The following is a 24,645-nucleotide window of genomic DNA, read 5'->3' on the forward strand; positions in this document are numbered from 1 at the left end:
CCGAATTTGAAGGTGGCGCTGTCCGAGGGTGGTATTGGGTGGATGCCGTACCTGCTCGAGCGGATCGACCTGACGTGGGAGAAGCACCGCTGGTATCAGAACGTGAACAAGGAAGTGCGTCCGTCGGATCTGTTCCGCGAGCACATGTACGGCTGCTTCATCGACGACTTCGAGGGTGTCGCCCGTCGCCACCAGATCGGTATCGACAACATCATGTGGGAGTGCGACTACCCGCACTCGGATTCGAACTGGCCCAACAGCCGGCAGTACACCACGAAACTGCTCCAGGATGTTCCCGACGACGAAGCGCACAAGATCGTCGAACTGAACGCCCGCAGGCTCTACAACTTCCCCCGCATCGACAGAAAGTGACGGGATCTGATCATGGCCCACGAGAAGGACATCGACGCGGCAGACTGGACCGACCAGGATCTCCTGACCCGCGACGAAGCCGGTGAACGCCTCGACGACGAGATCGAGACGACACGCACCCGGCTCGCCGAGTTGAAATCCCAGTCCGGCGATGACCCGAATCATGCCTCCGCCCTCGACATGGTCAATCGCCGCTTGGCGGCCATGGAGAATCTTCGCGATTCTCTGTAGATCGCGCTCAGGCCGTTCCGGTTCCACCGGAACGGCCTTCTGCGTCTCGGACGCGCGTTCGAGACTTCGACACGACACACACTGTGAAAGGTGAGGACGGGCATGGGAGCACGACTCGAAGGTAAGGTGGCGCTGGTCACCGGCTCGACCAGAGGTATCGGCCGTTCGATCGCGGAACTCTTCGCATCGGAGGGGGCGAAGGTGGCGGTCACTGGCCGCACCGCGGACCGCGGCCGGAAAGTGGTCGACCGAATCCGGGACGCCGGTGGTGAAGCGGAGTTCTTTCCGCTCGACGTCACGTCGGAGGACAGTGTGCGCGACGTAGTGGCAGCTACCGCAGCGCATTTCGGCACTCTCACGACACTGGTGAACAACGCTGCGCCCACCGATGCTGTCGCGAGTACCGTCAAGCCGCTGCACGAGTACTCGACGGACGAGTGGCAGCGAATCATGACGGGAACGTTGACGGGCAACGTGTTCTGGGCGTCGAAGTACGCGTGGCCCCACCTTGCGCGTGCCGAGGGTGCCTCGATTCTCAACATCTCCTCCGGACAGTCTCTCGCCGGATTCAAGGGCTTCGGGGCGTACGGTGCCGCAAAGGCCGGAGTGAACAGCCTGACCCGATCACTGGCGGTGGAGGGCAGTGCCGACGGCATTCGGGCCAACTGCATCCTCGTGGGACGGGTGGTGTCGTCGCGGGGCGACTCGGGTCATCACACCGGTGGTGGACGCTTGACCCGTATCGGAAATCCGATGGATATCGCTCATGCCGCAACCTGGTTGGTCTCGGACGAGGCGGCGTTTTCCACCGGCGCGTTGGTGACGATCGATGGCGGATTCTCGATCAACGGTGACGCCGCCACCGATGCCGAGAATCTGGCCTCGGTGGCGGGCTGAACCTTCTGTCCGGGCAGGTCAGTTCGGTAGCCGGTCGATCACGTCCGCTGCCGAACTGACCCTTGTCAACACGGTGAGCAGATTTGCCACCATGAAGGTGTGTACCTCGTCCGACGAACCCGCCGTACAGTCCTCTGCAAGGATGACGTCGTAGCCGCGGTTCACGGCTTCGAGGGCAAGTCCCGGAAGTGCGACGTTCGTGGAAATACCTGCCAGCACCAGGGTTTCCACCTTCTGCAACCGCAGCATCGCGTCGAGGTTCGTTCCGTAGAACGCCGTCAGTCCGGTGGCTCGACTGCTCACGATGTCGCTCGGTTCGGGGCCCAGTTCGTGCGGGATCTCGACATCGATACTGCCCGTGCTCATCCCGCGGCTCCGCAGTGCCATCGTCCCGAGATACGAATTGGGCAGCATCCCCTTCTGGTCCTGGCGATGTTCGATGACGCAGTGGAACACTGGCAGACCGCGGGCGCGGAAAGCCCGCGCAAGCTGCGCTGTGCGTGGCACCACTCCGCGTCGGGCGGCCTCGTGTGCGAGTCCCGGCGAAACCGACCTCTCGGGTTCCAGAATTCCGTGCTGACATTCACTGATGACCAGCGCCGCTGAACTGATCGGCCGGGGAAGGGCTCGAGATGGTTGTGAGGACTGGGACGACACGTCGACTCCGTTCGAGTATGAATGGGATTCAAGGTGACGATATAGCCAGTTGCCACTCGGCGATAGTCAAACGGTGTGGATGAACTTGCTGGTAGTCCTGGTTGCCAATTAGTGACACTAATGCCAGAATTGGGGAGCGAGTAACCCGGGTGACAGAGTGGGATGCGCGACCATCCCAGTCCGACTCGGCCGTCGGCCGAAGGAGCCGTGCGGCGCGGGTCCCCACTTACGAAGAATCGAGGCGGTGCCAATGATTGAAACCGACGAGGTCGCGTCCACCCGACTGAACGACCTCACATGGTGGCAGAACGGGGCGGCAGAACGTGATGCGTTGTTCGCGGGCCTCCGCCGCGACAATCCGCATGCATTCGTCCCGCTGCCGGGTCAGGCGGGTGACGGTGCGAGAGGCTTCTGGGCCCTGACCCGTCACGCGGACGTGCTCGAGGTCAGCCGCCGGCCCGAGGATTTCTGCTCGGGTGAGGGCACTCAGATCTTCGATCAGCCGCAGAAGCTCCGCGAGTATCGCGGCTCGATCATCGACATGGACAACCCTGAGCATGCCCGCATGCGCAAGATCGTCTCCCGCGGTTTCACGAACAAGAGCCTCGAGGGTATCCGGAGCGAGGTCGAGACTACCGTCCGGGAGATCCTCGACGAGATGCCGTCATCGGGGGAGTGCGACTTCGTCAGCGACTTCGCGGCGTTACTGCCGCTCCGCATCATCGACAATCTCCTGGGCATACCTCGTGAGCACGAGAAGTTCATTCTCGAGGCCACCAACACCATTCTCGGCGCGAGCGATGCCGAGTACATCGAGGATCAATCCGCGGTCGGTATCGGCAAGGCTGTGACCGCGGCCAGCGAAGGGCTCATCGACCTACTGCGATCGCTGTCGGAAGAGCGAATCGCACGTCCCAAAGACGACCTGATCACCAAACTCGTGGCGGCGGAGGGCGAGAATCTCACTCCCCAGGAGATGGCCAAGTTCTTCATTCTGCTCGTGGGCGCGGGCAACGAGACGACCCGCAACGTCATCACACACGGCCTTTTCGTACTCACGAGAAATCCGGACCAGCGCGACATATGGATGGCGGACTACGACCGCCTGGCGCCGGCAGCCATCGAGGAATTGCTGCGGTGGGCGAGTCCCGTCGTGCACATGCGCCGGACGGTGACGCGAGACGGTGTCCGCCTGGGAGAGCAGGTGTTTTCTCAGGGCGACAAGGTGGTCTTGTGGTACAACTCCGCCAATCGCGACGAGTCCGTGTTCGTGGATCCGTTCAAGTTCGATATTTCCCGTAACCCCAATCCGCATCTCGCGTTCGGTGCTCCCGGACCGCATTTCTGCCTGGGTGCACACCTCGCGCGTCTCGAACTCGACGTCGCGTTCCGGGAACTGTTCAGGCGGTACCCGGACATTCGGGCGGTGGGGGAGCCTGCGGTGCTGCGGTCGAACTTCTTGAACGGCATCAAACATCTCGACGCACACTACACAGTCAAGTGACGGCAATTCGCGAGGAGACATCAGTGACCGAGACGATCGCCGAGCGGGACCTCGGCACATCCGTTCTGCACCGGGTGGAACAAGGGGTCATGACGATCACCTTGAACCGACCGGATGCGGCCAACGCCATCAGACCGGACGACCGCGACCTGCTGATCGAGTTGTTCGCCGAAGCAGATGTGAATGCCGACGTTCGAGTGGTCCTGCTGAGGGCGAACGGACGGCACTTCTGCGCAGGGGCTGACGTGGTGAAACTCGCTGACGGGCATGCGAAGAACGTCAAACGGGTGACCGGCCCGATGCGCACGATCATGAACGGAGCGCAACGCCTGGTGGCATCCGTGCTCGATTGCGGCAAGCCGGTGGTCACTGTCGTACAGGGTGCGGCTGCAGGCATCGGCGCTCACCTCGCCTACGCGTCGGACCTGGTGATCGCGACCGAGCAGGCCTACTTCGCGGAATCCTTCGTCAAGCGTGGGTTGGTGGTGGACGGCGGCGGCGCGTACCTGCTGCCGCGCAGGATCGGCATGCAGAAGGCCAAGGAGATGGTCTTCTTCGGCGAGAAGCTTCCGGCTCGGGAGGCACTGTCTCTGGGCCTGGTCAACCGCGTCGTCGCGATCGACGAACTGGACACGGCAGTGGACGATTTCGTCGGTCGACTGGCTGCTGCGCCCACCAGCGCGATCGCGCTGACGAAACGACTGTTCAACGACTCGCCGGACGGTGACCGAGCCAGCGCCTTCACCGAGGAAGCCATGGCGCAGGAGATCCAGTCCTACTCGCACGATGCGGGCGAGGGCGTACGTGCGTTCGTGGAGAAGCGCTCCGCGGACTTCGTGGGGTGGTGACCACCATGCCTGACAAGACCGCCGCAGTCCCGGCCGAGAAGCCGCGCGCCGACATTCCGACCATCGAGAACGGAAGTCGCCCTTACTGGGACGCCGCGAATGAGGGTCGCCTTCTCATCGCGAAATGTAACGGCTGCGGGAAAGTCCACCATTATCCGCGCCCGTTCTGCCCGTACTGCTGGAGTGAGGATGTCGTCCAGGTGGAGGCGAGCGGGCGAGGAACCCTCTACACCTATTCCACCGTGTACGTGAACGACCTGCACCCGTTCAAAGGCAGGCTGCCCTACGTCGCGGCGATCGTGGAACTCGAGGAAGGGCCGCGACTGATGACCAACATCGAAGGCTGCGAACCCTCGGACCTCGAAGTAGGAATGCTGGTGCAGGTGGACTTTCGGGCAATCACCGAAGACATCGATGCCACGGTATTCCGTCCTGCCGGTGTGTAGACGCACGGGCCATTCGATAACTGCAAGGAGACACTCACAATGAGCGGATTGCTCGACGGTAAGGTCGCGCTGGTCACGGGTGCGGGTCACGGTATCGGCCGTGGGCACGCCCTGGAACTTGCCAAGCACGGCGCGACAGTGATCGTCAACGACCTCGGAACCTCGATCGACGGGGAGGGCACCGGAAAGGTAGCCGACGAGGTCGTGCAGATAATCAAAGATCGCGGCGGCGAGGCAATCTCGGACTTCAGCGACGTCGGAGACGAAGAACAGGTCGAGTGGCTGGTAGAGCGGGCGTATTCGGAGCTCGGACGGCTCGACATCGTGGTCAACAATGCGGGCATCGTCCGCGACCGGGCGATCTGGAACATGAGCGCGGACGATTTCGATCTCGTCATGCGAGTGCACGTGCGCGGTAGCTGGCTGACCAGCCGCGCGGTGGCCCGCAAGTGGCGGGAGGAATCCAAGGCGACCGGTTCCAAGGTTTACGGCCGCATCATCAACACCACGTCCGGCGCCGGCCTGCTCGGCCACTTCGGACAATCGAACTACGGTGCTGCCAAGGCTGCGATCGTAGGTCTGACCCAGACGCTGAGTCTCGAGCTCGCGTCCCTCGGTGCGACGGTCAATGCGATCAGCCCCGGCGGGCGCACCCGGATGTCCGCCACCATGGCCGGCGCCGATGCCCCGATCGAACCGGATGAGCGCGGCGAGGACGAGTTCGATCCGAAGGATCCGTCGCTCGGCTCACCCGTGGTCGCGTGGCTGGCCAGCCCGGAGGCGGGGCATGTGAGCGGGCAGGTCATCAAGGCGCTCGGCGAGAACATTCAGTGGCTCCAGGGTTGGACACCGGTCTCCACGGTCTCCAACGGCGGCAAGCGCTGGGATGCGAACAAGCTCGGCGCCGTCATGGGCACAGACGTGTTCCGCACCCGGGCCGCGGGACTGCGATTCGGCGGATAGCCGCAGAGTCGTCGCTGATGACGGCCTCGGTCCCTCGGGACCGAGGCCGTTCACGTGTTTTCAGGTCAGTATCGGATCTCGGGGCAGTCCGAGGATGCGTTCGGCGATGTGATTGCGCATCACCTCGGAGCTGCCCCCGGCGATCGTGAGGCAGCGGGCGAACAGATACGACTCCTCTACCACCGGGAGCCCGCCCGTCGTCGCGGCCAACCCGCCCAGACGCATTCCGAGATCCGTGATCTTCTGGGAGTGTTCGGCTTTGACGAGCTTGGACAGGGCGGCTTCCGGGCCGGGGTCCGTCCCCTGCACAGCGCGTGAGGCCTGTCGGAGGTTGAGCAATCGGAGCGCGTGTCCTTCGGCCAGCAGTTCACCGATCTCGCGGAGGTCCTCGTCCGCGGCCATTGCGAGAAGATCGGTCGCGGCGAGAGGAACGGATCCCGCACCGGCTCCGATCGACACCCTCTCGTTGCCGAACGTCGCTCGCGCGACCTTCCACCCTGCTCCTACCTCGCCGAGAACATTGGAGTCCGGCACGAAGACCTCGTCGAGAAACACCTCGTTGAAGCCGGCCTGACCGTTGAGTTCACGGATGGGGCGCACGTCGACACCCTCCGCTGCGAGATCGACGGCCATCATCGTGATGCCGGTGTGCTTCGGTGCCCGAGGGTCGGTACGGACGGTCGCGATTCCCCAATCGGATTCGTGGGCGAGACTCGTCCAGATCTTTTGGCCGGTGACGCGCCACCCGCCCTCGACCCGGACCGCCGATGTGCGGATCGCGGCGGCGTCGGAGCCTGCCCCGGGCTCGCTGAAGAGCTGACACCATTGCGTCTCGCCGAGCAGCACCGACTTCACCCACCGTCGCTGCTGGTCGGGGGTACCCAACTCCGAGATGGTGAGAGCAATCCATCCAGTGATCGACAAGTCGGGAACCGGTGTGGTGCGGAACTCCTCTTCGATGACGAGTTGTCGGACGGGATCGGCCGCCAGACCCCACGGCTTCTTCCAGTGCGGCACGAGATATCCGCTCTCGACCAGGAACGCGCGCTGCCGATCGTCGGGGAGCGATTGCCAATGATCGCGGGCCGCTCGCGCCGCCGTCCGGTAATCCTGCGCCTCGGGCGGAAGGTCGAGAGTGAGGCGGGGCGTCGGGTCGGCGCGGTATCCCTCCGTGACTGCGCGTGCCGCACTACCGCATTCGGCGACGAAGGACTGGAGGGCTTCGGCTCGACGTAAGTACAGATGAGCATCGTGTTCCCACGTGAATCCGATACCGCCGTGCAACTGGATGTTCGTCCGAGCGCAGAAGATTTGCGCGCGGCGCGCGTATGTCGCGGCGACGGCTGCCGCGAGGCCGGCTCGGTCGGGGTCGGTGATGCGGGCAGCATCCCAGGTGGCGGCCACGGTGAGTTCGGCGTCGAGCAGCATGTTCGCAAGGTGGTGCTTCACGGCCTGGAATGTGCCGATCGGGCGGCCGAACTGAACTCGCTCGAGGGCGTACCGCTTCGACATCTCGACGCACGCCAGGGTACTCCCGAGGGCTTCGGCCGATGCCAGCGTGCGCAGCCTCGTCCGGGCCGCCGACGCTGCACCCGGCAGGACGGTGACCGCCGACAGGGGGACATTCCGTGCGGTCACACGCCCGATCTGCCGTGTGGGATCGAGTCCGGGCAGGATCTCCACGGCCAGGCCCTCCGCGTCGGCGTCGACGACGAGGACGTCCTCATGGGAGAGAAGGACGAGAACGTCGGCGTAGCCAGGGGTGAGCACGCCCTCGGATCGGCCCTCGAGTCCGTGGTGATCGACAACCCAGGTGCCACCCGAACCGAATCCCGCGACCACGGAACCGTCGGCGAGTCCGGGGACGAGCCTTCGCCTCAGTTCGTCGGATCCGTCGTCGCACAGAATCGCGGACGCCAGCACGGTGGGCAGGAACGGACCGGGCACGAGACCGTGCCCTGTCGCTTCGAGGACGACACACAATTCGGCGATGCCGTATCCGGAGCCTCCATAACTGTCGGGCAGGTGCAGTCCCATCCACCCGAGTTCGGCCATCTCATCCCAGAACGGCGGAAGGGATTCATTCGATTTGTCCAGCGACTCCCGGGCGGAGGCCAACGAAGCGTGACGGGACAGGAAGACCGTGGCGGCGTCGGCGAGTTGGCGGTGTTCGTCGGTGATTGCCAGAGCCATGTGCGGCTCCTTTCGATTCGGCCGATCCTATTCGGCGGGTGAGGAATTGCGTGCCTGACTACGTCCGTGAACGACGACGTCCGCCGTGCGCCCCGCGACGGCGGACGCGTCGGCCGACCAGGAGCGGTTCACGGCGGCTTCGCGGTGCACGGCATCGGCGATACCGTCGGCCGACGCCGCGTCGTACAGTCCCCACACCGCGTCGAGTGTGGGCTGGTCGGCCGCCGAGAATGCGTCGGCCACGGCCCACCCACGGTCGGCCAGCTCGCAGTCGTCGACGATCTCGTTCACCAGACCCCAGGACAGCGCGGTACGGGCGTCGATATAGCTGCCGGTGGCACTCATCTGGCGAGCACGACGAACTCCGACCGCTTCGGCGAGTCGAGCCGTCAGACCTCCGCCCGGGACGATGCCCACCCGGCAATGGGTATCGGCGAATCGGGCAGACTCGCCCGCTATCAGGAAGTCGCATGCGAGAGCCAGCTCGAAACCCCCTGTCACCGCCGGGCCGCTGACGAGACCGATGACGGGTGTCACCAGTTCGGCGACCTGGGTGATGCAATTGCCGTCCGTTGCTTCTGCGCCGTCGAAGCCGCTCTCGGCGAGATCCTTCAGGTCGACGCCGGAGCAGAAGGCTCCGCCGGCGCCGGTGAGCAGGACAACCGTGACGGTGGGATCCGCGTCCGCCGCGCGGAGGTGGTGCACCAGTTCGGCGCTGAGGGCTCTGCTCAACGCGTTGCGCACTCTCGGCCGGTTGAGTGTGAGCATGCGCGCGCTGCCGCGTTGCTCTACGGCGACCAGATTGCCGCTGTCCTCGGCAGCATCTGGTTTGCGTGGGATCGCGTTGCTACTATCGGTCATCACTTGCAGCCTTTGCTTCGGTATCGGTATCGGTATCGGTATCGGTGAGTGCGGGTGTCCTGTCCGCCGACACGGCCTGTCGCCGCGTCATGGCACGGATGCGTCGGCGCACGTTGCGCTGCGCGGCCAGAGCGTCCCCCGCGATGATCGCTTCGACCAGTTCGACGTTGCGTTCGTGGATCCACCGGCGTTCCGTCTCTATCGGGCTGACGCCGTGGATGCGGGCAAGGTTGTTGCCGATGTGCATGAACAACTCGAGCACGGGATTACCCGTCAGGCGGGCGATTTCGGTGTGCACGGTGACTGCCTGCGCACGCAGGTCGTCCGAGCGGGCTTCCTCGGCCAGCACCTGACGGAGTCTGTCGATTCCCGCGGGATCGATCGTTGCGGACAACTGCGCGGCTGCGGCGGTCTCCAACGTCTCCATCGTCTCGAACAGGTCGGCGGCAGCAAAACCCGCGTACTCGAGGTACAGCGAGGCGTGGTCGAGCACAGCGGACCGCTCGGGTGCGGTCACCACGAGGCCGCCGCCCGGTCCGCGGCGCGGTTTCGCGACGTGCCTGCTCTCCAGGATCCGGCACGCTTCCCGGATGACCGAGCGTCCCACATCGAACCGTGCCATCAGGCTGGCCTCGGATCCGAGTGCCTCACCCACCCGCCACCCGGCTGCGACGATCTCGTCCTCGATCGCCCGCGCCACATCCGCGGCCCGAGGACGCGGTGGCCCGTCACTGCGGGACTCGGTCTCGTCTTCTGATCGTGCCATGGCTCCTCCTCGGCAATTCCGTGGACTGAATTGAAGGTATCTGCTCTAATCGTTGAAGGGAAGAGGTGAAACTCTCCCAATTGCGTTGACCTAATGCATTGCTCGGTCCGAGTAGAGCTGCCGTCTCCAGTCTGGAGTGACATGAAATTCGAAGTTTGTCGGCGTCCGCCGTTCGATGTGGTCGTCGACCCGGGAACCGGACGCGCCGCCGAGATCGCGCACCGCGCCGAGGACGTCGGGTTCGGCGGCTTCTTCCTCGGCGAAACCAGTCATGATCCCCTGCTTCTCTTGGCGGCGGCCGCGCAGACGACGTCGACGATGACGCTCGGGACAAGTATTTACGTCGCGTTCGCGCGAACACCGATGGTGACCGCGGTCGCGGCCAACGACGTGCAGGCGCTCTCACACGGACGGCTCCGGCTCGGTCTCGGGAGTCAGGTGAAGCCGCACATCACCCGGCGTTTCAGCATGCCGTGGTCGCGGCCGGCGGCGCGGATGCGCGAATACGTTCAGGCTCTGCACGCCATCTGGGACGCGTGGGAGACCGGTTCGCGGTTGTACTTCGACGGGGAGTTCTACCAGCACACCCTGATGACGCCGATGTTCGATCCCGGACCGAATCCGTTCGGGCGCCCGCCCGTCCAGCTCGCCGGTGTCGGTGAGGCGATGTCACGGGTGGCAGGAGAGGTCGCCGACGGATTTCTCGTGCATTCCTTCGTCACCGACCGCTACCTTGCCGAGGTCGTACTACCCAGTGTGAAAGAAGGATTGTCGAGTTCGGGCCGGTCCCGGAGCGATTTCACCATCGGGGTCACCCCGATGGTGGCGTGCGGTACCACCGCGGAGGAGATCGCGGAGGCCCGCGACTACGTGCGCGGGCAGATCGCCTTCTACGGATCGACGCCTGCCTATCGGGGCGTGCTCGATCTGCACGGCTGGGCCGGACTTCACGAGAAGTTGTATGCACTGTCGAAAGCCGGGCAGTGGGACGTCATGCGGAGTCTGATCGACGACGACGTTCTCGCAGCCTTCGCCGTCGTGGGCTCCGTGGAGGAGGTGGCGGACGCACTGGTCGCGCGGTGGGGAGCGGTGTCCGATGACATCAGCGTCGCTGCACGTTCGAGCGAAAGTCTCGAGGGTTGGCGCTCGGTCTTGAAAAACATTGAGGCACAAGATATCAATGAAGTACATGAGTGAGAATTTTCTGACCCCGAAGCACGGTATCCACGCACCGTCGATCAGCACGCCTGCGCGCCGACCGTGTTCGGTCCGTCGCACGACCTCTGTGGACATCGAGCGCCCTCGGGGACACTCCGACCTTCTCCGACTCCGTGGGGCCGGAGTCGATGTCGTGACGGACAAGGCAGGGGAGTGGTCGAGAACAGGCGGGGGTGCCGTCGATGTCGACGTCGACCTGGGCCGAGGGCGCACCGTCACGGACATCGCCGATGGCACCGTGGCGGTCGACCTCACACCACTGATCGGACTCTCCGCATCGTCGGGATTTCGCAAAGCGGCGAAGGGTTGCCTCGCACCTCACGATCAGGGCAGCGTGATCGCGCGACTACTGGACGACGTCCCGGTGGCGACTGTCATCTCGGGATATGCACTGACCCGCGAACTCTCCGCAGAGGAGCAGTTGCACCTCGGTGGTCGCGGTGCCCTCGCACGGGCCGACTACTGTGCCGGCTTCGCAGCCGGAGGAACGATGATGACGGGCGTCGCGCGAGATGGAGCACCTCCCCTCGTCAACGGCCCGCAGGCGCCGGACCTTGTCGGGGTGGGCGCCGGCTGGCACCTGATGAGTGAACTTCGGCCGGGGTCGATGCGACGCATTCGGCGGATCGATGTGAGTGTGGGCGATGACGCGGAACTGTCGGTGGACGCGATGTTCCGCGAGACCTACGTGAACGCCGCCGGGATCGAAACCGTGGTGCACGAGTACGGGACCGACGTTCTCATCGACTCACGCACGTTGAGGGTACATCGGTTGACCGTCACCCCGCGTGTCCTGCCCTGGCCGGAATGCCCTGATGCTGTGGCCGGCGCGCAACGCCTCGTCGGGCGCAAGGTCACGGAGATCGAGGGCGTGGTCGGCTCGGATTTCCACGGTGTCGGATCCTGCACCCACCTGAACGACCTACTGCGATCGCTTGGTGACGTCTCCCCGCTCGCGGTACTTCTCCCCGGCCCCGACAATTCGTCCGCGCACGTCTGAAAGGCAACACATGACCAGATATGACCGTACCGAAGTGGAGGGCGCCTTCCGGCACTACTTCACTGTGGGCCCCATTTTGGAGAACTGGGACGCGATGGCGCAGCTGTTCACCGACGACGGTGTCTACCGAGACCACTTCTACGGCATGTTCACCGGGCCCTCGGAGATCTCGCGCTATCTCGAAGGCACCATGGGTGCTGCCCCGTACGTGTACAACCCGCTCGTCTGGTACACGATCGACGACGACCGGGTGGTGTACAAGGTGGTCAACCGGGCAGACAATCCGGAACCGGGCGCACCGGCCCTCGGGTTCGATTCACTACAGGTGCTCACGTATGCGGGACGGGGAAGGTGGTCCGCGCAGGAGGACTGGTGGGCGATGTACGAGATGAAGAAGTTCGCCGCCGAGTTGCGCGAGGCGTCGTCGAAATTTCCTATACCGGACTCGCCCCTCAGCCGAGAGGACTGGGGTGACTGGGTCGACTGGGCGCGTCCGGCAGAGGGCCATGTGGCCCACCCGTCCTGGATGGACAGAGACGGTTTCGCACCCATCTCCGGACGGGCCGACATCGACTTCGGGATTCGTAGCAGTTAACACCGAATCAGCTGCGCAGCAGCGTGATCGCACTCATCGGGCAGGCCGAGGCACCGGACTCGGCCTGCCCGGTCTGTGACTCCGCCACCTCGAAATCGGCGGTGGCGGCGAAACCGTCGTCGTCGAGTTCGTAGAGGTCAGGTTCGGTGGCGGCGCACATTCCGTGGCCTTCGCATTGTTCGAGTTCGATGTGAACCTTCATGACGTTACCTTTCGAGTGTGTGTGGGTCGGGTGAGGGAGTGTCCTTCGTGCCGTGCCATCAGGTGCGTAGTCGGTTCTCCCACGCGCGCAGGTCGTCTCGGTCGGCACCGTGATCGACGAGCCAGCCGTCCGGACCCGTGCGCCACCCCTGTAGGCGGTCGACGACTGCGGTGATGGCTTCTTCCGGTGTGAGCAACCATTTCTCGTCCACGACGGGACGATGCCCACCCGCGCGGGCCCTGGCTGACCACCGCCGGCGGAGGTCGTTCATGTTCCGGGCCGTCACCAGATAGTCGGCGATCACTTCGGAAGGCTCGACTCCGGCACCGAGAAGAAGCGCGGCGACCACGACGCCCGTGCGGTCCTTGCCTGCCGCACAGTGCACGAGAACCGGGCCGTCTGCCCTGGCCACGAGCGCGAGCAGACCGGCCACCCGGTCGGGCACGGTATCGAGAATGTGCAAGTACAACCCGCTGAGATCCGGTGGACGTTGGTCGGTCGGTGCCGCAGCGTCGTGCAGAGGCCGGTGATGGGATGCCGTTGGTTGCATCCACTCGAAATGTGCGCGATCACGTTCGGCGGACGAGCGCAGATCCACGACCGCGACGGGTGGCCACGGTGAAACATGTTCGGGTAGAGAGTCCCCGGAGTAGGGCGCATCGCTGCGGTAGAGGATTCCGGTGCGGGTGATACCGCCGTCGGTGAGGCGCAGACCGCCGACGTCGCGCAGGTTCGCGAGGCGGTCGGTGGTCACGGTCTCGTACAGGAGCGTTTCGTGTTCGTCGATCACGCCCGACGTCCCTTCTCTGTGTTTCGCCGGGCCGGCGGGTTCGCGGCGACGAGTTCCCGCAACCGGACCCGATCGGTCTTCGACATGGCGGTCAGCGGAATCTCGTCGACGACCACCAGGTGATCGGGTGCCTTGTAGTCCGCGAGTCGCGTGGTGGTCCATGCGCGGAGTTCCGGCAACGACGGTGCCCTGCCGGGAGACACGGGAACGACGAACGCGACACCTATCTCCCCGATCACCGGAGCGGAGTAGCCGATCACCGCTGCGTCCCGGACCTCCGGGTGCTCGGCGAGCACCTGTTCGACTTCGACGGGGTGGACGTTGAAGCCGCCCCGAATGTAAAGGTCTCCGGTCCGGCCGGCGAGAACCACGTTGCCTTCTTCGGTCAGCATCCCCAGGTCGCCGGTGACGAAGTAGCCGTCGGAGTCGAATGCGTCGGCGGTGCGCCCGGGGTCGTTCCAGTAGCCGCGCATCACGCAGCCGCCCTTCACGCGAATGCGGCCGATCTCCCCGGTGGGCAACTCGGCGCCGTCCTCGCCGGTGACCCGCACCGTCATCCCGGTCTGGGGGCGGCCGACAGTCCGGAACTGCACCGAGGGCGGATCCGTGGGCTCGGTGCCACAGACGGTGGGAGATTCGGTCATGGCGTATCGAACGACCAGGGGCACGCCGATCAATGCGGCGGTCTTCTCGACCAGTTCGGGAGAGGCGGGCGCGCTCGCGACGACGCCCACACGAAGGTGCGGCAGGGACTCACGGTTCACGCCGGGTTCGTCGAGCAGCTTTGCCCATTGGGTAGGGACTCCACCACCGACCGTGATCCGCTCGTCCCGCAGCACCGCGAACATTTTCGCGGCCGACCACGGAACTGGGGAGATGACGACGGTCGTTCCCCACACCAGTTGGTCCCAGAGTTTCGACATGTAGCCGGCGTGCGGGAACGGTGTCGACGACAGCCGGCGGTCGTAGGGTGCGCTCATGATCCCGGACGCCATCGCGGACGCCGCGAGGTTGTCGGAATCGAACCATGCCCCCTTGGGAAGGCCGGTCGTTCCACTCGTGAAGATGATCGACACAGGGTCGCCGCGAGTGAGAACCGCATCGGGTAGTGCGCCGGCGGCGCCTCCCTCGGCAGCGGTGAGTTCCGAACGCGGCAGGACGGCGATCCCGTCGGGAACTTCGGGCAGGCCCGCATCGAAGTCGCGGATGACGAGGGCCGGCGCGACGCCGAGCAGGATCGAGTCGGTCTCGCGTGGGCCGAGTCGCGGATTCAATCCGGTGGCGACGGCGCCCAGAAACGCTGCGGCGCAATAGCAGACCGCATAGTCGATCCCAGAAGGCAACATCAGTGCGACGACGTCGCCCTTGCGTACCCCGCGTTCCGCCAGATGTGTGGCGAGTCGGCGAGCTCGGCCGATCCACTGCGCGAACCCGATTCGCGTGCCGTCCGGTTCCGCATACGCATCACGCTCACCGTGTACCTGCGCCGCCGCCTCGAGCAGCATCCGGGTGTTGGCGAACTCGCCCACGACCGGTGGCCCGGTCACCCCTGTGGGAGCGACCGGACCGCCGACTGCCGCAGACACGGTCACGGTGCTTCTGATCCGAGGAGTACCGTTCCGCTCGAGCAGAACCAACCACCGGTGCCGCTGACGCAGGCGATCTTCGCGTCCTCCACCTGGCGTGGGCCGCATTCTCCGCGCAGCTGCCTGGCCGCCTCGACGATCAGGAACAATCCGCGCTGACCGGGATGGCAGGCGGACAGTCCGCCGCCGTCGGTGTTCGTCGGCAGTTCGCCGCCGAGTCGCAGCGTGCCCTTCTCGACGAAGGCGCCGCCCTCACCCTTCTCGCAGAATCCGAGGTCTTCCATCGTGAGCATCAGCATGTAGCTGAACGCGTCGTAGACCTCGGCGACGTCCACGTCCGAGGGCTTCAACCCCGCACGCTCGAACGCCAGCGGCCCGGTGATCGATGCCGGCCCGACGGTCATGTCGTCCCACTGGCTGGTGAGCATGTGCGACGTGGCCTCGCCGGTGCCCAGTACCCACACCGGTTCGGAACGAAGGTCCTTCACCCGGTCCTCGGCCACGAGAACCGCGGCGGCGCCGCCGTCCGAACGGATGCAGCAGTGCAGTTTTGTGAACGGATCGGCGATCATGGGGCCGGACAGCACGTCGTCGATGGTGATCGGGTCGCGGTAATACGCTTCCTCGTTGTCCTTGGCGTTGAACCTCGCGGACACGGCCACTTCGGCGAGTTGCTCGATCGTCGTGCCGTACTGGTACATGTGCCTGCGGGCCGCCATCGCGTACTTCGACACGAGCGTGTGCCCGTAAGGGGCATCCCACTGCAGTGGTCCGCGCGAGCCCCAGTTGATGTTCGCGGTCCGCAGTCCCTTGCGCAGGTCGGCGCGTGCCGTCGAGCCGTACGTCAGCAGGACCACGTCGGCATGACCGGCCGAGATCGCGTCCGCGGCATGGGCCAGCATGACCTCCCACGAGGCCCCGCCCACCGACGTCGAGTCGATCCAGCGCGGCTTCAGGCCGAGATACTCCCCGACATCGGTGGGCGGCAGCGTGCCCTGCCCGGTGGAGGCGAGTCCGTCCACGTCCTCGGGGCGCAGTCCCGCGTCGGCGAGGGCCCTGCGACTGGCCTGCCCCATCAGTTCGTAGGCGTTTTTGTCGTCGACGCGTCCCACGTCCGACAACGCGACACCGGCGATGGCAACTCTTCGGCTCATTGCGGTGCTCCCTGCTCCAGAAGTTCGGCCAGCACGTCGGCCGGTTCGTCGAATAGGTGGGTCAGTACGTGCGCGCGCTTGAGGTAGAGGTGCGCGTTGTGCTCGTACGTGTAGCCCATCCCGCCGTGGACCTGGATGCTCGAGGCTGCGTTGCCCACGGCTGCTCGGGCGGCGACGGACTTGGCGGCGAGGATCTGGAACAAAGCGTCCTGACGGCCGGACTGCAGGCTCACGGCGGCGAACAGTGTCTGCGACAGCGCCGCGTCGGCGGCCACCGCCATGTCGGCGCAGGCGTGCTTGATCGCCTGGTTCACACCGATCGGGCGTCCGAACTGGACGCGGGTCTTCGCGTGCTCGGTCGACAGCCGCAGCGTCGCCTCGGCGAGTCCGGACAAGCCGGCTGCGGTGAGTACCATGGCGCGCAACCAGATCGAGTCCGTCTCGGCGGGCAGCCAGTGCTGCACACGCCCGCCGGTGACGGTCGACGTCGCGAGCCGGGTTCCCGGATCCATCGACCTGAGGGGAGTGACGTCGGTGAACTCGGACATCTCGACCAGCGCGGCTCCGTGCCGGGCAACGAGCAGCACGTGGCTGACGCCGACGCAGTCCAGGAGATCGAAGGAGCCCTTGAACCCGTCCTGGTCGATCGCGCCGTCTCCTCGCAGTTCGCCGAGTCCCACCACGGCGTCTCCGGACCCGATGCGGTCGGTGAGATCCGGGTCGCCGTGTGCCGCACTGACGCGGGTGGCCAGTGTGGAGGCGAGGAAGGGACCTGTTGCAAGGTGCTCGGCGAGGGCCGCGAACAGGAGTACCTCGTCGTCGAGGGGCCGGCCGGAGCCGCCGTGGCCCTCGTCGAGCCCCAGCGTGAGCAGGCCCAGTTCGGCGCCCTCGGCCCACACGCTCCGATCCACCGACGACTCCGCGCGCGCACGCCGCCTGATGTCCTCGATCGGCATGCGTGTGCTGATGAAATCGACTGCTGCGGCGACCAGTTCGATTTGGTCCTCGGAGGGGAGAAGGTTCATGATCTCTGCTTTCTGTCAGCGCGGGAGGCCGAGGATGCGATCCCCGATGATGTTCCGTTGGATTTCGGACGTTCCGCCGCCGATGGACTGAGAGAAGGAATGGAAGTAGTTTCCGACCCAACCGTGGTGGTCCCATCGCGAGGTTCCGCGGAGGGCTTCGGCGCCGACGATGTCCATCGCCAGCGCGGCAACTTCTTTCGCCAGATCGGCGTAGTGGAGCTTCAGCATCGATCCGCGCGGTCCGGGAGTGTCGGATTGCATGTTCTGGCAGATCCCCACGTAGGTCATCGCACGCAGTGACGCGACGGAAGATCGGGCGCGCGCCAGCCGCCGGGAGATCTCGTCGTCGGCGATGGCCGGACGCCGACCGTCCGGTCCGACGTGGTCGCGGGAAAACTCGATCAGGTCCTCGACGACCCCCGCCAGGCGAACCTGGTTGGCGGTGAAGGCGGTTCCGCGCTCGAACGACAACGTCGACATCGCGACACTCCAACCGGAACCGATCTCGCCGACGACACTGCTGACGGGGATCCGGACGTCGTCGTAGAAAACCTCACAGAATTCGGCACCGCCCTCGATGGTCTCGATGGGACGGACGTCGATGCCCGGTGTATGCATGTCACAGATCACCCAGGTGATGCCCTGGTGCTTCGACCCCGCGTTGTCGGTGCGTACCAACAGTTCTTGGTAGTCCGCGCACTTGGCGAAACTGGTCCAGATCTTCTGGCCGGTCACCACCAGATGGTCGCCGTCGATGACGGCCTTGGTCTTGAGGGACGCCAGGTCGGAACCGGCCTCCGGCTCCGAGAAGCCCTGGCACCACACGGCCTCGCCCTGCAGGATCCTCGGCAGGTGGAACGCCTTCTGTTCCTCGGTGGCGCGGGTGATCAGGGTGGGGCCGGCGTGGTTGAGACCGACGAAGCTCGCATCGATTCCGGGCAGTCCCTGGGCCGCGTACTCCTCGTACCAGATCAACTGCTGGAGCAGGGTCAGACCGCCGCCCCCGTACTCTTTCGGCCAGGCGATTCCGGCCCATCCGCCTTCCCACTGGGTCTTCTGCCAGGCCATGTCGTATTCGCGAATACCGGCGTCGTCCCGCGGGCGCGGGTCGCGGGGCTTGTTCTCGACCAGCCACGTACGTACCTGGTCGCGGAACTCCACCTGCTCCCGTGTGAAGTCCAAATCCATAGGAGACCTTCCATAGCGGCGGATCGCGAAGATCCGCACTCGACCACTCGAGTATAAGTGACAATAGTGTCAGATTAAAGAGGTTCAGGCCGTTTGATCAGAATTGGCCGAATACCGTCTGGCCAGTGCCTCACTGCCCCGGGCAAGGACGGTCACGTCGGCGCCGACGAGGACGAAGCGAGCACCGGCGGCCATGTACCGCCGCGCGATGGTCTCATTGAAGGCATTGACACCGGCAGCCTTGCCGGAAGACGCGATGACGGAAATTGCCTTCTCGATCACTTCGACGACCTCGGGGCTCTCCGGCTTTCCCAGGTAGCCCATCGAGGCCGCGAGATCGGCGGGCCCGATGAAGACGGCATCGATTCCGTCGACGGCAAGAATCTCCTCCAGGCAGTCCAGCCCCTCCATCGACTCGACCTGAACGGTCAGGGTAAGGCCCTCGTCTGCGGTAGGCAGGTAGTCAGAAATTCGGTTCCATCGTGATGCGCGGGCAAGGGCGCTACCTACGCCGCGGATGCCCAGCGGGGGATAGCGGGTAGCCGCGACGAGTGCGCGTGCATCCTCCGCCGATTCCACCATCGGGATGATGAGATTGGTTGCCCCGATATCGAGAAGTTGCTTGATCGCCACGGGGTCGCCGGACGCGGGACGAACGAGAACCTCGACCGGGTACGCCGCCAGCGTCTGCAACTGCGCGAGTGTCGAACGAATGTCGTTGGGGACGTGCTCCTGATCGAGCATGAGCCAGTCGAGCCCTGCACCGGCGCAGATCTCGGCGCTGTACGCGTTGCCGGACGCGATCCACATGCCGATCCGGGGGCGGTCGTCGCGGAGGAGTTCCGCCCATCGATTGCCCATCACCCGGCGTCCTTGGCGAAGGCACACGAGACCGTACCCAGAGGTCCGTAGTCGGCGACGAACGTGTCGCCGGGGTCGGCGAAGATCGGCGTGGTGAACGAGCCCGCCAGAATCACTTCGCCCGCACGCAGGGGCACACCGTGCGGTGCGAGACGGTTCGCGAGCCAGGCCACGCCGTTACCCGGGTGGTTGAGTACCGCGGCTGCGACGCCCGACTCCTCGATGGAGCCGTTGCGCAGCAGCAGCGCACTCACCCATCTCAGGTCGACGTCCATCGGTTTGACGACGCGGCCACCGAGAACGAGGCCCGCATCGGCTGCATTGTCGGCGATTGTGTCGACGATGGTGCGGAGATGGCCGGTCTCCGGATCGCTCATCTGTACTCGTGCGTCGAGGATCTCGAGAGCGGGGGTGACGTACTCGCTCGCGCTCAGGACGTCGTACAACGTTACCCCGGGGCCCTTCAGGTCCTCGCCGAGAATGAAGGCGAGTTCCACCTCGACGCGGGGCCGGATGAATCGCCCGGCCGGCACGGTTCCGCCGTCGTCGAAGAACATGTCGTCGAAGAGCGCGCCGTAGTCGGGTTCGCTGATCGATACGGCGCGCTGCATGACCTTGGACGTGAGTCCGATCTTGCGGCCTTTGACGCTGCGTCCGTCGGCCACCTTCAGGTCGACGAGCGCCCGCTGAACCGCGTACGCGTCGTCGATCGTCATGTCCGGATACTGCAGCGAGAGTTGGCGAATGGGGATCCGAGTCTTTTCCGCTTCGTAGAGGCGGCGCGCCGTGTCGGCGATCGCCTCCGGGTTCAGTGTGCCGGAATCAGGCATGATCATCGATCACTTGCCCAGGAAGGCCAGAGCGGCCGGATTGAAACTCGCGGGATCCTCGAAGTGCGGCCAGTGGCGTACCTCGGGCATCTCGAAGACCTCGGAGTCGGGAATCAGCCTGGCGACGGTGCGCGCGGTGTTCTGGTACTCGCCGTGGTCCTGTCCGGACGCGACGATCATGGTCGGTGCCGTGATGGTCTTCCACTTCTCCTCGGGGATCAGGTTGCGGTCGCGGGCGGCGGCGTCCTGCAGGATAAGTAGGTGGTCGATCGTCTCGCGGGTGTCGTCGCGGCGATAGATGGCCTGACGCAGGGCGACGAGGTCGGGTAGACGGTTGTCCTCGTCGGCGATGAGGTGCTCGAAGACCTTGTGGATCGACTCCCACGTGGGGTTCTCGACCGCGGCGGTGCGCTCGGCACGGATCCGGGCCATGTTGGACGCCGTGGCGATCAGCCCCGCCGGCGACATCAGGATCAGTTTGTGAACGCGGTCGGGATGCTGCACGGCAACAGCAGCGGAGACCCATGCCCCAAGTGACATGCCGATGAAGTGCGCCTTCGACATTCCGAAGTGGTCCATCACGGCCAGCATCTGCCGCACGTAAACCGCAATTTCGTAGTCGTGATCGGGCTTCTCGGAGAAGCCGTTGCCCACCATATCGATGGCGACGCAGTGGTACTGCTCGCTCAGTGCGGCGAGATTCGGGGCGAACGTCTCCCAGTGGCCGCCGGTTCCGTGGAGCAGGATCGCATGCGGCTTGTCGGGAGCGCCTGCCTCGGCGAACCGTGTCCGCACGCCGTCGACATCCACGAATCCTTGACGGAAGTCGAGCTCGCGAAGGAAGCCCCAGATGCTGCGGTAGTTGTCGGTGGCGACGGCCGGGACGGTCATCGTTGTCTCGCTCATGTACAGGCCTTCCTGGATTCGACGGCGGCGCCGCGGCCGGACATCGATCTGACGGTTGTGTCTTATTTTGATCCTAGTATGCACAGTGTGCACGTTTAGGTTTGTGGAATTCAATAGGGTTGAACTGGGAAATCCTGAAGATCCTGGATCGCAGACCTCGATTTCCGGGCATTGTTTCTGACACTCACATACGATATGACTATGAGGGGTGTTCAGTCGTTTGGGCAAGCCTCCCCGGACGCGAAGTGCACACCGGACCGCCTGCGAAGTCCGTCGCGGGCGGGTCACGAGAAGAGCTGAGGGCAATGTCGGTACATGAGGAGACCCGCGCAGTCGAGCGACGGGAGCTGGCACAGCTGGCCAACGAGTTCGCCGTGGTCCGCGTGTCGCTGGACACGAGCGGTAACGGTCCCAGATTGCTGGTCGAGGACGCCGAGACAGGAGATCACATCTTCCTCTCGCCGCTCGAACTCGCGAGCCTGTGTCTCGCGACCCCCGAGGACCGTGAGGAATGGATGCGCGTCGGCAACTACCGCGACGAGCACCGCGACCGCTCACTGGGTCCGGTGGGGACGGTTCGCCCCCTCACCAGGGACGTGTCGTGACGGTCGACCTGGTCGGTCTCGGCATGACCACGATGTCGCTGAGGCCTGGTGACACCCCACTGCAACTCGCCTGCCAGGCGACCCGGGCTGCTCTGGCCGACGCCGGAATCACACACGCGGACGTCGACGGACTTCTCGTCGGGTCCTCACAGGGTGTACGGCCCGACCGCCTCGGGGTGACGTTCGCGGCACAGGGCGGATTCTCGGACCTTCGACTTCTCGAACACATCGAGATCAAAGGCGCCACCACGATCGCGATGATCCAGCGAGCACAGGCTGCCATCGACGCCGGCGCGGCCGGGACCGTCGTCTGCGTCTTCGCCGACGCCCCGCTGGTAGAAGGCAAGGGGGCGGGATCGACGTACGCCCACAGCGGGGGCAACACCGGGACGCGGGGTCTCGAGCGGGCTTCGGGACTGCTGGGGTCGGTGCCCACCTACGCATTGCTCACCCAGAGATGGATGCACCTCACCGGGGGCACGGCCGCCGACCTGTGTGCCGTCGCCACGACCACCCGCAGCTGGGCCTTGGGAAATCCCGACGCCGTGGTCACGAAGCCGCTGGACGACGAGGGGTACCTGGCCAGCCCGATGATCGCCGATCCACTGCGCCGCCTCGACTGCGCACGGCCTGTGAACGGTGCCGTAGCGGTGGTCGTCACCGGTGACACCGGGATCGGCAACGACATCCGGCTCACCGTCCGCGGGACGGGGCGGGACCACCCGGTCCGGCATCGCCGGGCCGGGGGAGAGTCGTGGTTCGGCGGGGGCGCGCGTGCAGTGGACGACGCGCTCGGTCAGGCGGGAATGTCCCGGACGGACCTGGACGTCGCGCAGCTCTACGACCCGTTCTCGGTCGTCACACTCCTCCTTCTGGGGGAGTACGGGCTCACCGGCGGAACACCGGCGGGCGAGTTCGTACGAGGCGGCGGAACGAGCCGGGGTGGCGCACTTCCTACCAACACCGGCGGCGGTCAGCTGTCCGGCTTCTACCTTCAGGGCATGACGCCCCTCGCGGAGGCGATGATCCAACTGCGCGGCGAGGGAGGTGAGCGCCAGGTGCCCGGCGCTCGCACCGCCCTCGTCGGTGGAATCGGTGGCCGGGTCGATCACCACGCCGCCATGATCCTGGAGAGAGCGGCATGACCACGACGACGTATGACACCGACTGGCTTCTCCACCCCGGTCTCGAGCCGGATGTGGCTGCCGACTCTCTCGCACCCCTCTACGAGGCGAGCGCCCGCGGCGAACTCGCCCTGCCCTTCTGCACCCGCTGCGGAATACCCCTCGACCTCGAGCAGTACGTCTGTGACGGTTGCGGGTCGAGCGACAGCGACTGGAGAGTGGTCGAACCGACCGGAGTCGTACATTCCGCCACGACGATGCACCGCTTCGAGCCGGGACTGGTGCGGACGGCCGAGCCCTACGCGATCCTCGACGTCGAGCTGTCCGCGGGGCACCGGTTGATCATGACCACGCTCCACCCGACGGCTCGCCCGCCCCGTGTCGGCGACGCCGTCGAGGTCGACTTCCGGCGACTGGGCAACGTATGGATTCCCGCTGCGTGCAACACCGAGACATCAAGTGAAACAACAAGTTCGGCTGAGCCGACCGCCCGGACCACAGCCCCAATCGAGACGGAGGCCCACTCATGACCACCATGGAATCGACGCCGACCACGGCGCCCGACGACTTCGACGTCGCGCGCATCGTGCAGAACGATCGCGTGCACGGTTCGGTCTATACCTCGCCCGAGATCTTCCAACGCGAGATGGACACCATCTTCCGGAAAGGGTGGGTCTACGTAGCGCACGAGAGCGAGGTCAGCGAGCCGGGCGACTACCTCACCCGCCGTATCGGCCACGACCCGGTGGTCGTGGTCCACGGCAAGGACGGCACGATCCGGGTCCTGCTCAACCGCTGTTCGCACCGCGCCAACAAGCTGTGCAACGCGGAGATGGGCAACGCCAACTCCTTCCGATGCCCGTACCACGGCTGGACTTTCAGCAACGACGGATCGCTCACCGCTGTTCCGATGCGGAACGGCTACGGCGAGGCCTTCCAAAAGGTGCGCTCGGAACTGGGCATGGCCGAGGCCCCGCGCGTGGACAGTTACGGCGGCTTCCTCTTCGCGTCCCTCACTGCCGACGGTATCTCACTGCAGGAACATCTCGGCAACGCGACGAAAGCGATCGACCGACTGCTCAACCTGTCACCGACGGGCACCATCGACCTCCGGTCGAACTGGATGAAGCACCTCCACCACGCGAACTGGAAGATGGTGGTGGAGAACAACGTCGATGGCTATCACGCGCTGTTCACCCACGCATCGGTCTACGACGCCATCCGGCCCGCCAAGGTGTCGCACATTCCGTCGAAGGTCGATGTCGTGGTCCGCGACATGGGCGGCGGGCACTCGGAGATCGACTACTCGGCGGAGTACCGCAAGTTGGACGAGGAATTCGTCTGGTACGGACGCACACCCCGCGAGAAGCTGCCCGAGTACGTCGCGGCGCTGGAGGCGGCACACGGTCCCGAGAAGACGCACGACTCACTCGTGGTGGGCCCGCCGCACACCCTGATCTGGCCCAACCTGTTCCTCGCCGAAATGAACATCATGTACGTCGAACCGATCGGTCCCGACGAGACGGTGGCCTACACCACGGCAGCGCTGTTCCCCGGGCAGGACCGCATGAACGAGCGGATGCTGCGCCGCTCGGAGGGCGCGATGGGCCCGGCCGGATTCCTGATCGCCGACGACGGTGAGATCGGAATGCGCAATCAGGCAGGCCTCGCCGCCCGGGACCCCGAGTGGCTGAGACTGTCCCGCGGTCTGGAGACCGATGCGCAGGACGAAACCGGAATCGTCAACAGCGACAAAAGCGCCGAGACCCCGCAACGCGGTTTCTACCGCCAGTGGGCGAGCGTCGTCGGACAGGAGATCTGAG

At 65.3% G+C, this 24,645-nt stretch carries 27 protein-coding genes; 14 read left to right on the plus strand and 13 right to left on the minus strand.

Going from position 1 to position 24,645, the window contains the following annotated elements; translation table 11 throughout:
- The 3 genes from ACFWAY_RS16975 to ACFWAY_RS16985 form a co-directional block, all read left to right on the plus strand.
- Positions 1-372: amidohydrolase family protein (locus ACFWAY_RS16975; RefSeq protein WP_378511356.1), on the plus strand; the 372-nt coding region annotated here is incomplete at its 5' end.
- A 12-nt stretch (positions 373-384) separates the two neighbouring features.
- Positions 385-603, plus strand: coding sequence for a hypothetical protein (locus tag ACFWAY_RS16980; protein ID WP_378453930.1), 219 nt, complete (start codon positions 385-387; stop codon positions 601-603).
- A 102-nt stretch (positions 604-705) separates the two neighbouring features.
- Complete coding sequence (locus ACFWAY_RS16985; RefSeq protein WP_009472439.1) at positions 706-1,500, plus strand: SDR family NAD(P)-dependent oxidoreductase; 795 nt, start codon at positions 706-708, stop codon at positions 1,498-1,500.
- An 18-nt stretch (positions 1,501-1,518) separates the two neighbouring features.
- Here the strand turns inward: ACFWAY_RS16985 and ACFWAY_RS16990 are convergent, their stop codons facing one another.
- Positions 1,519-2,157, minus strand: coding sequence for a cysteine hydrolase (locus ACFWAY_RS16990; RefSeq protein ID WP_378453931.1), 639 nt, complete (start codon positions 2,155-2,157; stop codon positions 1,519-1,521).
- Positions 2,158-2,407: 250 nt separating this feature from the next.
- On the opposite strand from ACFWAY_RS16990, the gene ACFWAY_RS16995 reads away from it, so the two are divergent.
- The 4 genes from ACFWAY_RS16995 to ACFWAY_RS17010 are packed head-to-tail and all read left to right on the plus strand — an operon-like array spanning position 2,408 to position 5,918.
- Positions 2,408-3,661, plus strand: a complete 1,254-nt coding sequence (locus ACFWAY_RS16995; RefSeq protein ID WP_378453932.1) for a cytochrome P450 — start codon at positions 2,408-2,410, stop codon at positions 3,659-3,661.
- A 23-nt stretch (positions 3,662-3,684) separates the two neighbouring features.
- Positions 3,685-4,509 carry an enoyl-CoA hydratase/isomerase family protein gene (locus tag ACFWAY_RS17000; RefSeq protein ID WP_378453933.1) on the plus strand — a complete coding sequence of 275 codons (825 nt, stop codon included), beginning with the start codon at positions 3,685-3,687 and terminating at the stop codon, positions 4,507-4,509.
- A gap of 5 nt (positions 4,510-4,514) precedes the next feature.
- Positions 4,515-4,955 carry a Zn-ribbon domain-containing OB-fold protein gene (locus ACFWAY_RS17005; protein ID WP_378511357.1) on the plus strand — a complete coding sequence of 147 codons (441 nt, stop codon included), beginning with the start codon at positions 4,515-4,517 and terminating at the stop codon, positions 4,953-4,955.
- A 39-nt stretch (positions 4,956-4,994) separates the two neighbouring features.
- A complete protein-coding gene (locus tag ACFWAY_RS17010) occupies positions 4,995-5,918 on the plus strand; it encodes an SDR family NAD(P)-dependent oxidoreductase (RefSeq protein WP_378453935.1) in 924 nt (307 codons plus the stop codon).
- 60 nt (positions 5,919-5,978) lie between these two features.
- Here the strand turns inward: ACFWAY_RS17010 and ACFWAY_RS17015 are convergent, their stop codons facing one another.
- Genes ACFWAY_RS17015 through ACFWAY_RS17025 form a run of 3 tightly spaced genes read right to left on the minus strand, consistent with a single transcriptional unit; the run spans position 5,979 to position 9,738 of the window.
- Positions 5,979-8,111, minus strand: a complete 2,133-nt coding sequence (locus ACFWAY_RS17015; protein WP_378511358.1) for an acyl-CoA dehydrogenase — start codon at positions 8,109-8,111, stop codon at positions 5,979-5,981.
- 27 nt (positions 8,112-8,138) lie between these two features.
- Complete coding sequence (locus ACFWAY_RS17020) at positions 8,139-8,972, minus strand: enoyl-CoA hydratase (RefSeq protein ID WP_378511359.1); 834 nt, start codon at positions 8,970-8,972, stop codon at positions 8,139-8,141.
- Entirely contained in the window at positions 8,962-9,738 is a 777-nt protein-coding gene (locus tag ACFWAY_RS17025) for a FadR/GntR family transcriptional regulator (RefSeq protein ID WP_378511360.1), read from the minus strand. The genes ACFWAY_RS17020 and ACFWAY_RS17025 overlap by 11 nt, the downstream gene beginning before the upstream one ends.
- Before the next feature lie 141 nt (positions 9,739-9,879).
- Between ACFWAY_RS17025 and ACFWAY_RS17030 the strand changes: the two genes are divergently transcribed.
- The 3 genes from ACFWAY_RS17030 to ACFWAY_RS17040 all read left to right on the plus strand — a co-directional run bounded on the left by ACFWAY_RS17030 (position 9,880) and on the right by ACFWAY_RS17040 (position 12,551).
- Positions 9,880-10,935: a TIGR03617 family F420-dependent LLM class oxidoreductase gene (locus tag ACFWAY_RS17030; RefSeq protein WP_378453939.1), complete on the plus strand. Its 1,056-nt coding sequence runs from the start codon at positions 9,880-9,882 to the stop codon at positions 10,933-10,935.
- Positions 10,936-11,089: 154 nt separating this feature from the next.
- A complete protein-coding gene (locus ACFWAY_RS17035; RefSeq protein ID WP_378511361.1) occupies positions 11,090-11,956 on the plus strand; it encodes a DUF2889 domain-containing protein in 867 nt (288 codons plus the stop codon).
- Between the two features lie 10 nt (positions 11,957-11,966).
- Complete coding sequence (locus ACFWAY_RS17040; RefSeq protein ID WP_378511362.1) at positions 11,967-12,551, plus strand: nuclear transport factor 2 family protein; 585 nt, start codon at positions 11,967-11,969, stop codon at positions 12,549-12,551.
- A gap of 7 nt (positions 12,552-12,558) precedes the next feature.
- On the opposite strand, the gene ACFWAY_RS17045 is transcribed toward ACFWAY_RS17040, so the two are convergent.
- The 9 genes from ACFWAY_RS17045 to ACFWAY_RS17085 form a co-directional block, all read right to left on the minus strand.
- A complete protein-coding gene (locus ACFWAY_RS17045) occupies positions 12,559-12,753 on the minus strand; it encodes a ferredoxin (RefSeq protein WP_378453942.1) in 195 nt (64 codons plus the stop codon).
- 58 nt (positions 12,754-12,811) lie between these two features.
- Positions 12,812-13,543: a tyrosine-protein phosphatase gene (locus ACFWAY_RS17050; protein WP_378511363.1), complete on the minus strand. Its 732-nt coding sequence runs from the start codon at positions 13,541-13,543 to the stop codon at positions 12,812-12,814.
- Positions 13,540-15,048, minus strand: coding sequence for a class I adenylate-forming enzyme family protein (locus tag ACFWAY_RS17055; protein ID WP_378511413.1), 1,509 nt, complete (start codon positions 15,046-15,048; stop codon positions 13,540-13,542). Before ACFWAY_RS17055 ends, ACFWAY_RS17050 begins: the two co-directional genes overlap by 4 nt.
- Positions 15,049-15,131: 83 nt before the next feature.
- Positions 15,132-16,283 (minus strand): acetyl-CoA acetyltransferase, encoded by a 1,152-nt coding sequence (locus ACFWAY_RS17060; protein WP_378453944.1) that lies wholly within the window; start codon positions 16,281-16,283, stop codon positions 15,132-15,134.
- Positions 16,280-17,308, minus strand: coding sequence for an acyl-CoA dehydrogenase family protein (locus tag ACFWAY_RS17065; RefSeq protein WP_378511364.1), 1,029 nt, complete (start codon positions 17,306-17,308; stop codon positions 16,280-16,282). The genes ACFWAY_RS17060 and ACFWAY_RS17065 overlap by 4 nt, the downstream gene beginning before the upstream one ends.
- 15 nt (positions 17,309-17,323) lie before the next feature.
- Positions 17,324-18,496 (minus strand): acyl-CoA dehydrogenase family protein, encoded by a 1,173-nt coding sequence (locus tag ACFWAY_RS17070; RefSeq protein ID WP_378511365.1) that lies wholly within the window; start codon positions 18,494-18,496, stop codon positions 17,324-17,326.
- A gap of 84 nt (positions 18,497-18,580) precedes the next feature.
- Positions 18,581-19,357 (minus strand): aldolase/citrate lyase family protein, encoded by a 777-nt coding sequence (locus ACFWAY_RS17075; RefSeq protein ID WP_378453947.1) that lies wholly within the window; start codon positions 19,355-19,357, stop codon positions 18,581-18,583.
- Positions 19,357-20,187 carry a 2-oxo-hept-4-ene-1,7-dioate hydratase gene (gene hpaH / locus ACFWAY_RS17080; protein ID WP_378453948.1) on the minus strand — a complete coding sequence of 277 codons (831 nt, stop codon included), beginning with the start codon at positions 20,185-20,187 and terminating at the stop codon, positions 19,357-19,359. Before hpaH ends, ACFWAY_RS17075 begins: the two co-directional genes overlap by 1 nt.
- A 9-nt stretch (positions 20,188-20,196) precedes the next feature.
- Positions 20,197-21,093 (minus strand): alpha/beta fold hydrolase, encoded by an 897-nt coding sequence (locus ACFWAY_RS17085; protein WP_378511366.1) that lies wholly within the window; start codon positions 21,091-21,093, stop codon positions 20,197-20,199.
- A gap of 305 nt (positions 21,094-21,398) precedes the next feature.
- Here ACFWAY_RS17085 and ACFWAY_RS17090 point away from each other — a divergent pair, with 305 nt between their 5' ends.
- The 4 genes from ACFWAY_RS17090 to ACFWAY_RS17105 are packed head-to-tail and all read left to right on the plus strand — an operon-like array spanning position 21,399 to position 24,644.
- Positions 21,399-21,698 (plus strand): hypothetical protein, encoded by a 300-nt coding sequence (locus ACFWAY_RS17090; protein ID WP_378453950.1) that lies wholly within the window; start codon positions 21,399-21,401, stop codon positions 21,696-21,698.
- Positions 21,695-22,843, plus strand: a complete 1,149-nt coding sequence (locus ACFWAY_RS17095) for a thiolase family protein (protein WP_378453951.1) — start codon at positions 21,695-21,697, stop codon at positions 22,841-22,843. Before ACFWAY_RS17090 ends, ACFWAY_RS17095 begins: the two co-directional genes overlap by 4 nt.
- A complete protein-coding gene (locus tag ACFWAY_RS17100; protein WP_378511367.1) occupies positions 22,840-23,352 on the plus strand; it encodes a Zn-ribbon domain-containing OB-fold protein in 513 nt (170 codons plus the stop codon). The genes ACFWAY_RS17095 and ACFWAY_RS17100 overlap by 4 nt, the downstream gene beginning before the upstream one ends.
- Positions 23,349-24,644: a Rieske 2Fe-2S domain-containing protein gene (locus ACFWAY_RS17105; protein ID WP_378453953.1), complete on the plus strand. Its 1,296-nt coding sequence runs from the start codon at positions 23,349-23,351 to the stop codon at positions 24,642-24,644. The genes ACFWAY_RS17100 and ACFWAY_RS17105 overlap by 4 nt, the downstream gene beginning before the upstream one ends.
- The last annotated feature ends 1 nt before the right edge of the window (position 24,645 follow it).

The sequence above is a fragment of the Rhodococcus sp. NPDC059968 genome (assembly GCF_042738615.1).
GTDB lineage: Bacteria > Actinomycetota > Actinomycetes > Mycobacteriales > Mycobacteriaceae > Rhodococcus_F.

Excerpts from the sequence above, each read along its gene's own strand:
- ACFWAY_RS17100 (WP_378511367.1), top strand. The coding sequence starts at position 22,840 with ATGACCACGACGACGTATGACACCGACTGGCTTCTCCACCCCGGTCTC.
- hpaH (WP_378453948.1), bottom strand. The coding sequence starts at position 20,187 with ATGCCTGATTCCGGCACACTGAACCCGGAGGCGATCGCCGACACGGCG.
- ACFWAY_RS17085 (WP_378511366.1), bottom strand. The coding sequence starts at position 21,093 with ATGAGCGAGACAACGATGACCGTCCCGGCCGTCGCCACCGACAACTAC.
- ACFWAY_RS17010 (WP_378453935.1), top strand. The coding sequence starts at position 4,995 with ATGAGCGGATTGCTCGACGGTAAGGTCGCGCTGGTCACGGGTGCGGGT.
- ACFWAY_RS17040 (WP_378511362.1), top strand. The coding sequence starts at position 11,967 with ATGACCAGATATGACCGTACCGAAGTGGAGGGCGCCTTCCGGCACTAC.
- ACFWAY_RS17090 (WP_378453950.1), top strand. The coding sequence starts at position 21,399 with ATGTCGGTACATGAGGAGACCCGCGCAGTCGAGCGACGGGAGCTGGCA.
- ACFWAY_RS17015 (WP_378511358.1), bottom strand. The coding sequence starts at position 8,111 with ATGGCTCTGGCAATCACCGACGAACACCGCCAACTCGCCGACGCCGCC.
- ACFWAY_RS17060 (WP_378453944.1), bottom strand. The coding sequence starts at position 16,283 with ATGAGCCGAAGAGTTGCCATCGCCGGTGTCGCGTTGTCGGACGTGGGA.
- ACFWAY_RS16980 (WP_378453930.1), top strand. The coding sequence starts at position 385 with ATGGCCCACGAGAAGGACATCGACGCGGCAGACTGGACCGACCAGGAT.
- ACFWAY_RS17020 (WP_378511359.1), bottom strand. The coding sequence starts at position 8,972 with ATGACCGATAGTAGCAACGCGATCCCACGCAAACCAGATGCTGCCGAG.
- ACFWAY_RS17075 (WP_378453947.1), bottom strand. The coding sequence starts at position 19,357 with ATGGGCAATCGATGGGCGGAACTCCTCCGCGACGACCGCCCCCGGATC.
- ACFWAY_RS17065 (WP_378511364.1), bottom strand. The coding sequence starts at position 17,308 with ATGAACCTTCTCCCCTCCGAGGACCAAATCGAACTGGTCGCCGCAGCA.
- ACFWAY_RS17005 (WP_378511357.1), top strand. The coding sequence starts at position 4,515 with ATGCCTGACAAGACCGCCGCAGTCCCGGCCGAGAAGCCGCGCGCCGAC.
- ACFWAY_RS16985 (WP_009472439.1), top strand. The coding sequence starts at position 706 with ATGGGAGCACGACTCGAAGGTAAGGTGGCGCTGGTCACCGGCTCGACC.
- ACFWAY_RS17045 (WP_378453942.1), bottom strand. The coding sequence starts at position 12,753 with ATGAAGGTTCACATCGAACTCGAACAATGCGAAGGCCACGGAATGTGC.
- ACFWAY_RS17105 (WP_378453953.1), top strand. The coding sequence starts at position 23,349 with ATGACCACCATGGAATCGACGCCGACCACGGCGCCCGACGACTTCGAC.
- ACFWAY_RS16995 (WP_378453932.1), top strand. The coding sequence starts at position 2,408 with ATGATTGAAACCGACGAGGTCGCGTCCACCCGACTGAACGACCTCACA.
- ACFWAY_RS17025 (WP_378511360.1), bottom strand. The coding sequence starts at position 9,738 with ATGGCACGATCAGAAGACGAGACCGAGTCCCGCAGTGACGGGCCACCG.
- ACFWAY_RS17070 (WP_378511365.1), bottom strand. The coding sequence starts at position 18,496 with ATGGATTTGGACTTCACACGGGAGCAGGTGGAGTTCCGCGACCAGGTA.
- ACFWAY_RS17055 (WP_378511413.1), bottom strand. The coding sequence starts at position 15,048 with ATGCTGCTCGAGGCGGCGGCGCAGGTACACGGTGAGCGTGATGCGTAT.
- ACFWAY_RS17030 (WP_378453939.1), top strand. The coding sequence starts at position 9,880 with ATGAAATTCGAAGTTTGTCGGCGTCCGCCGTTCGATGTGGTCGTCGAC.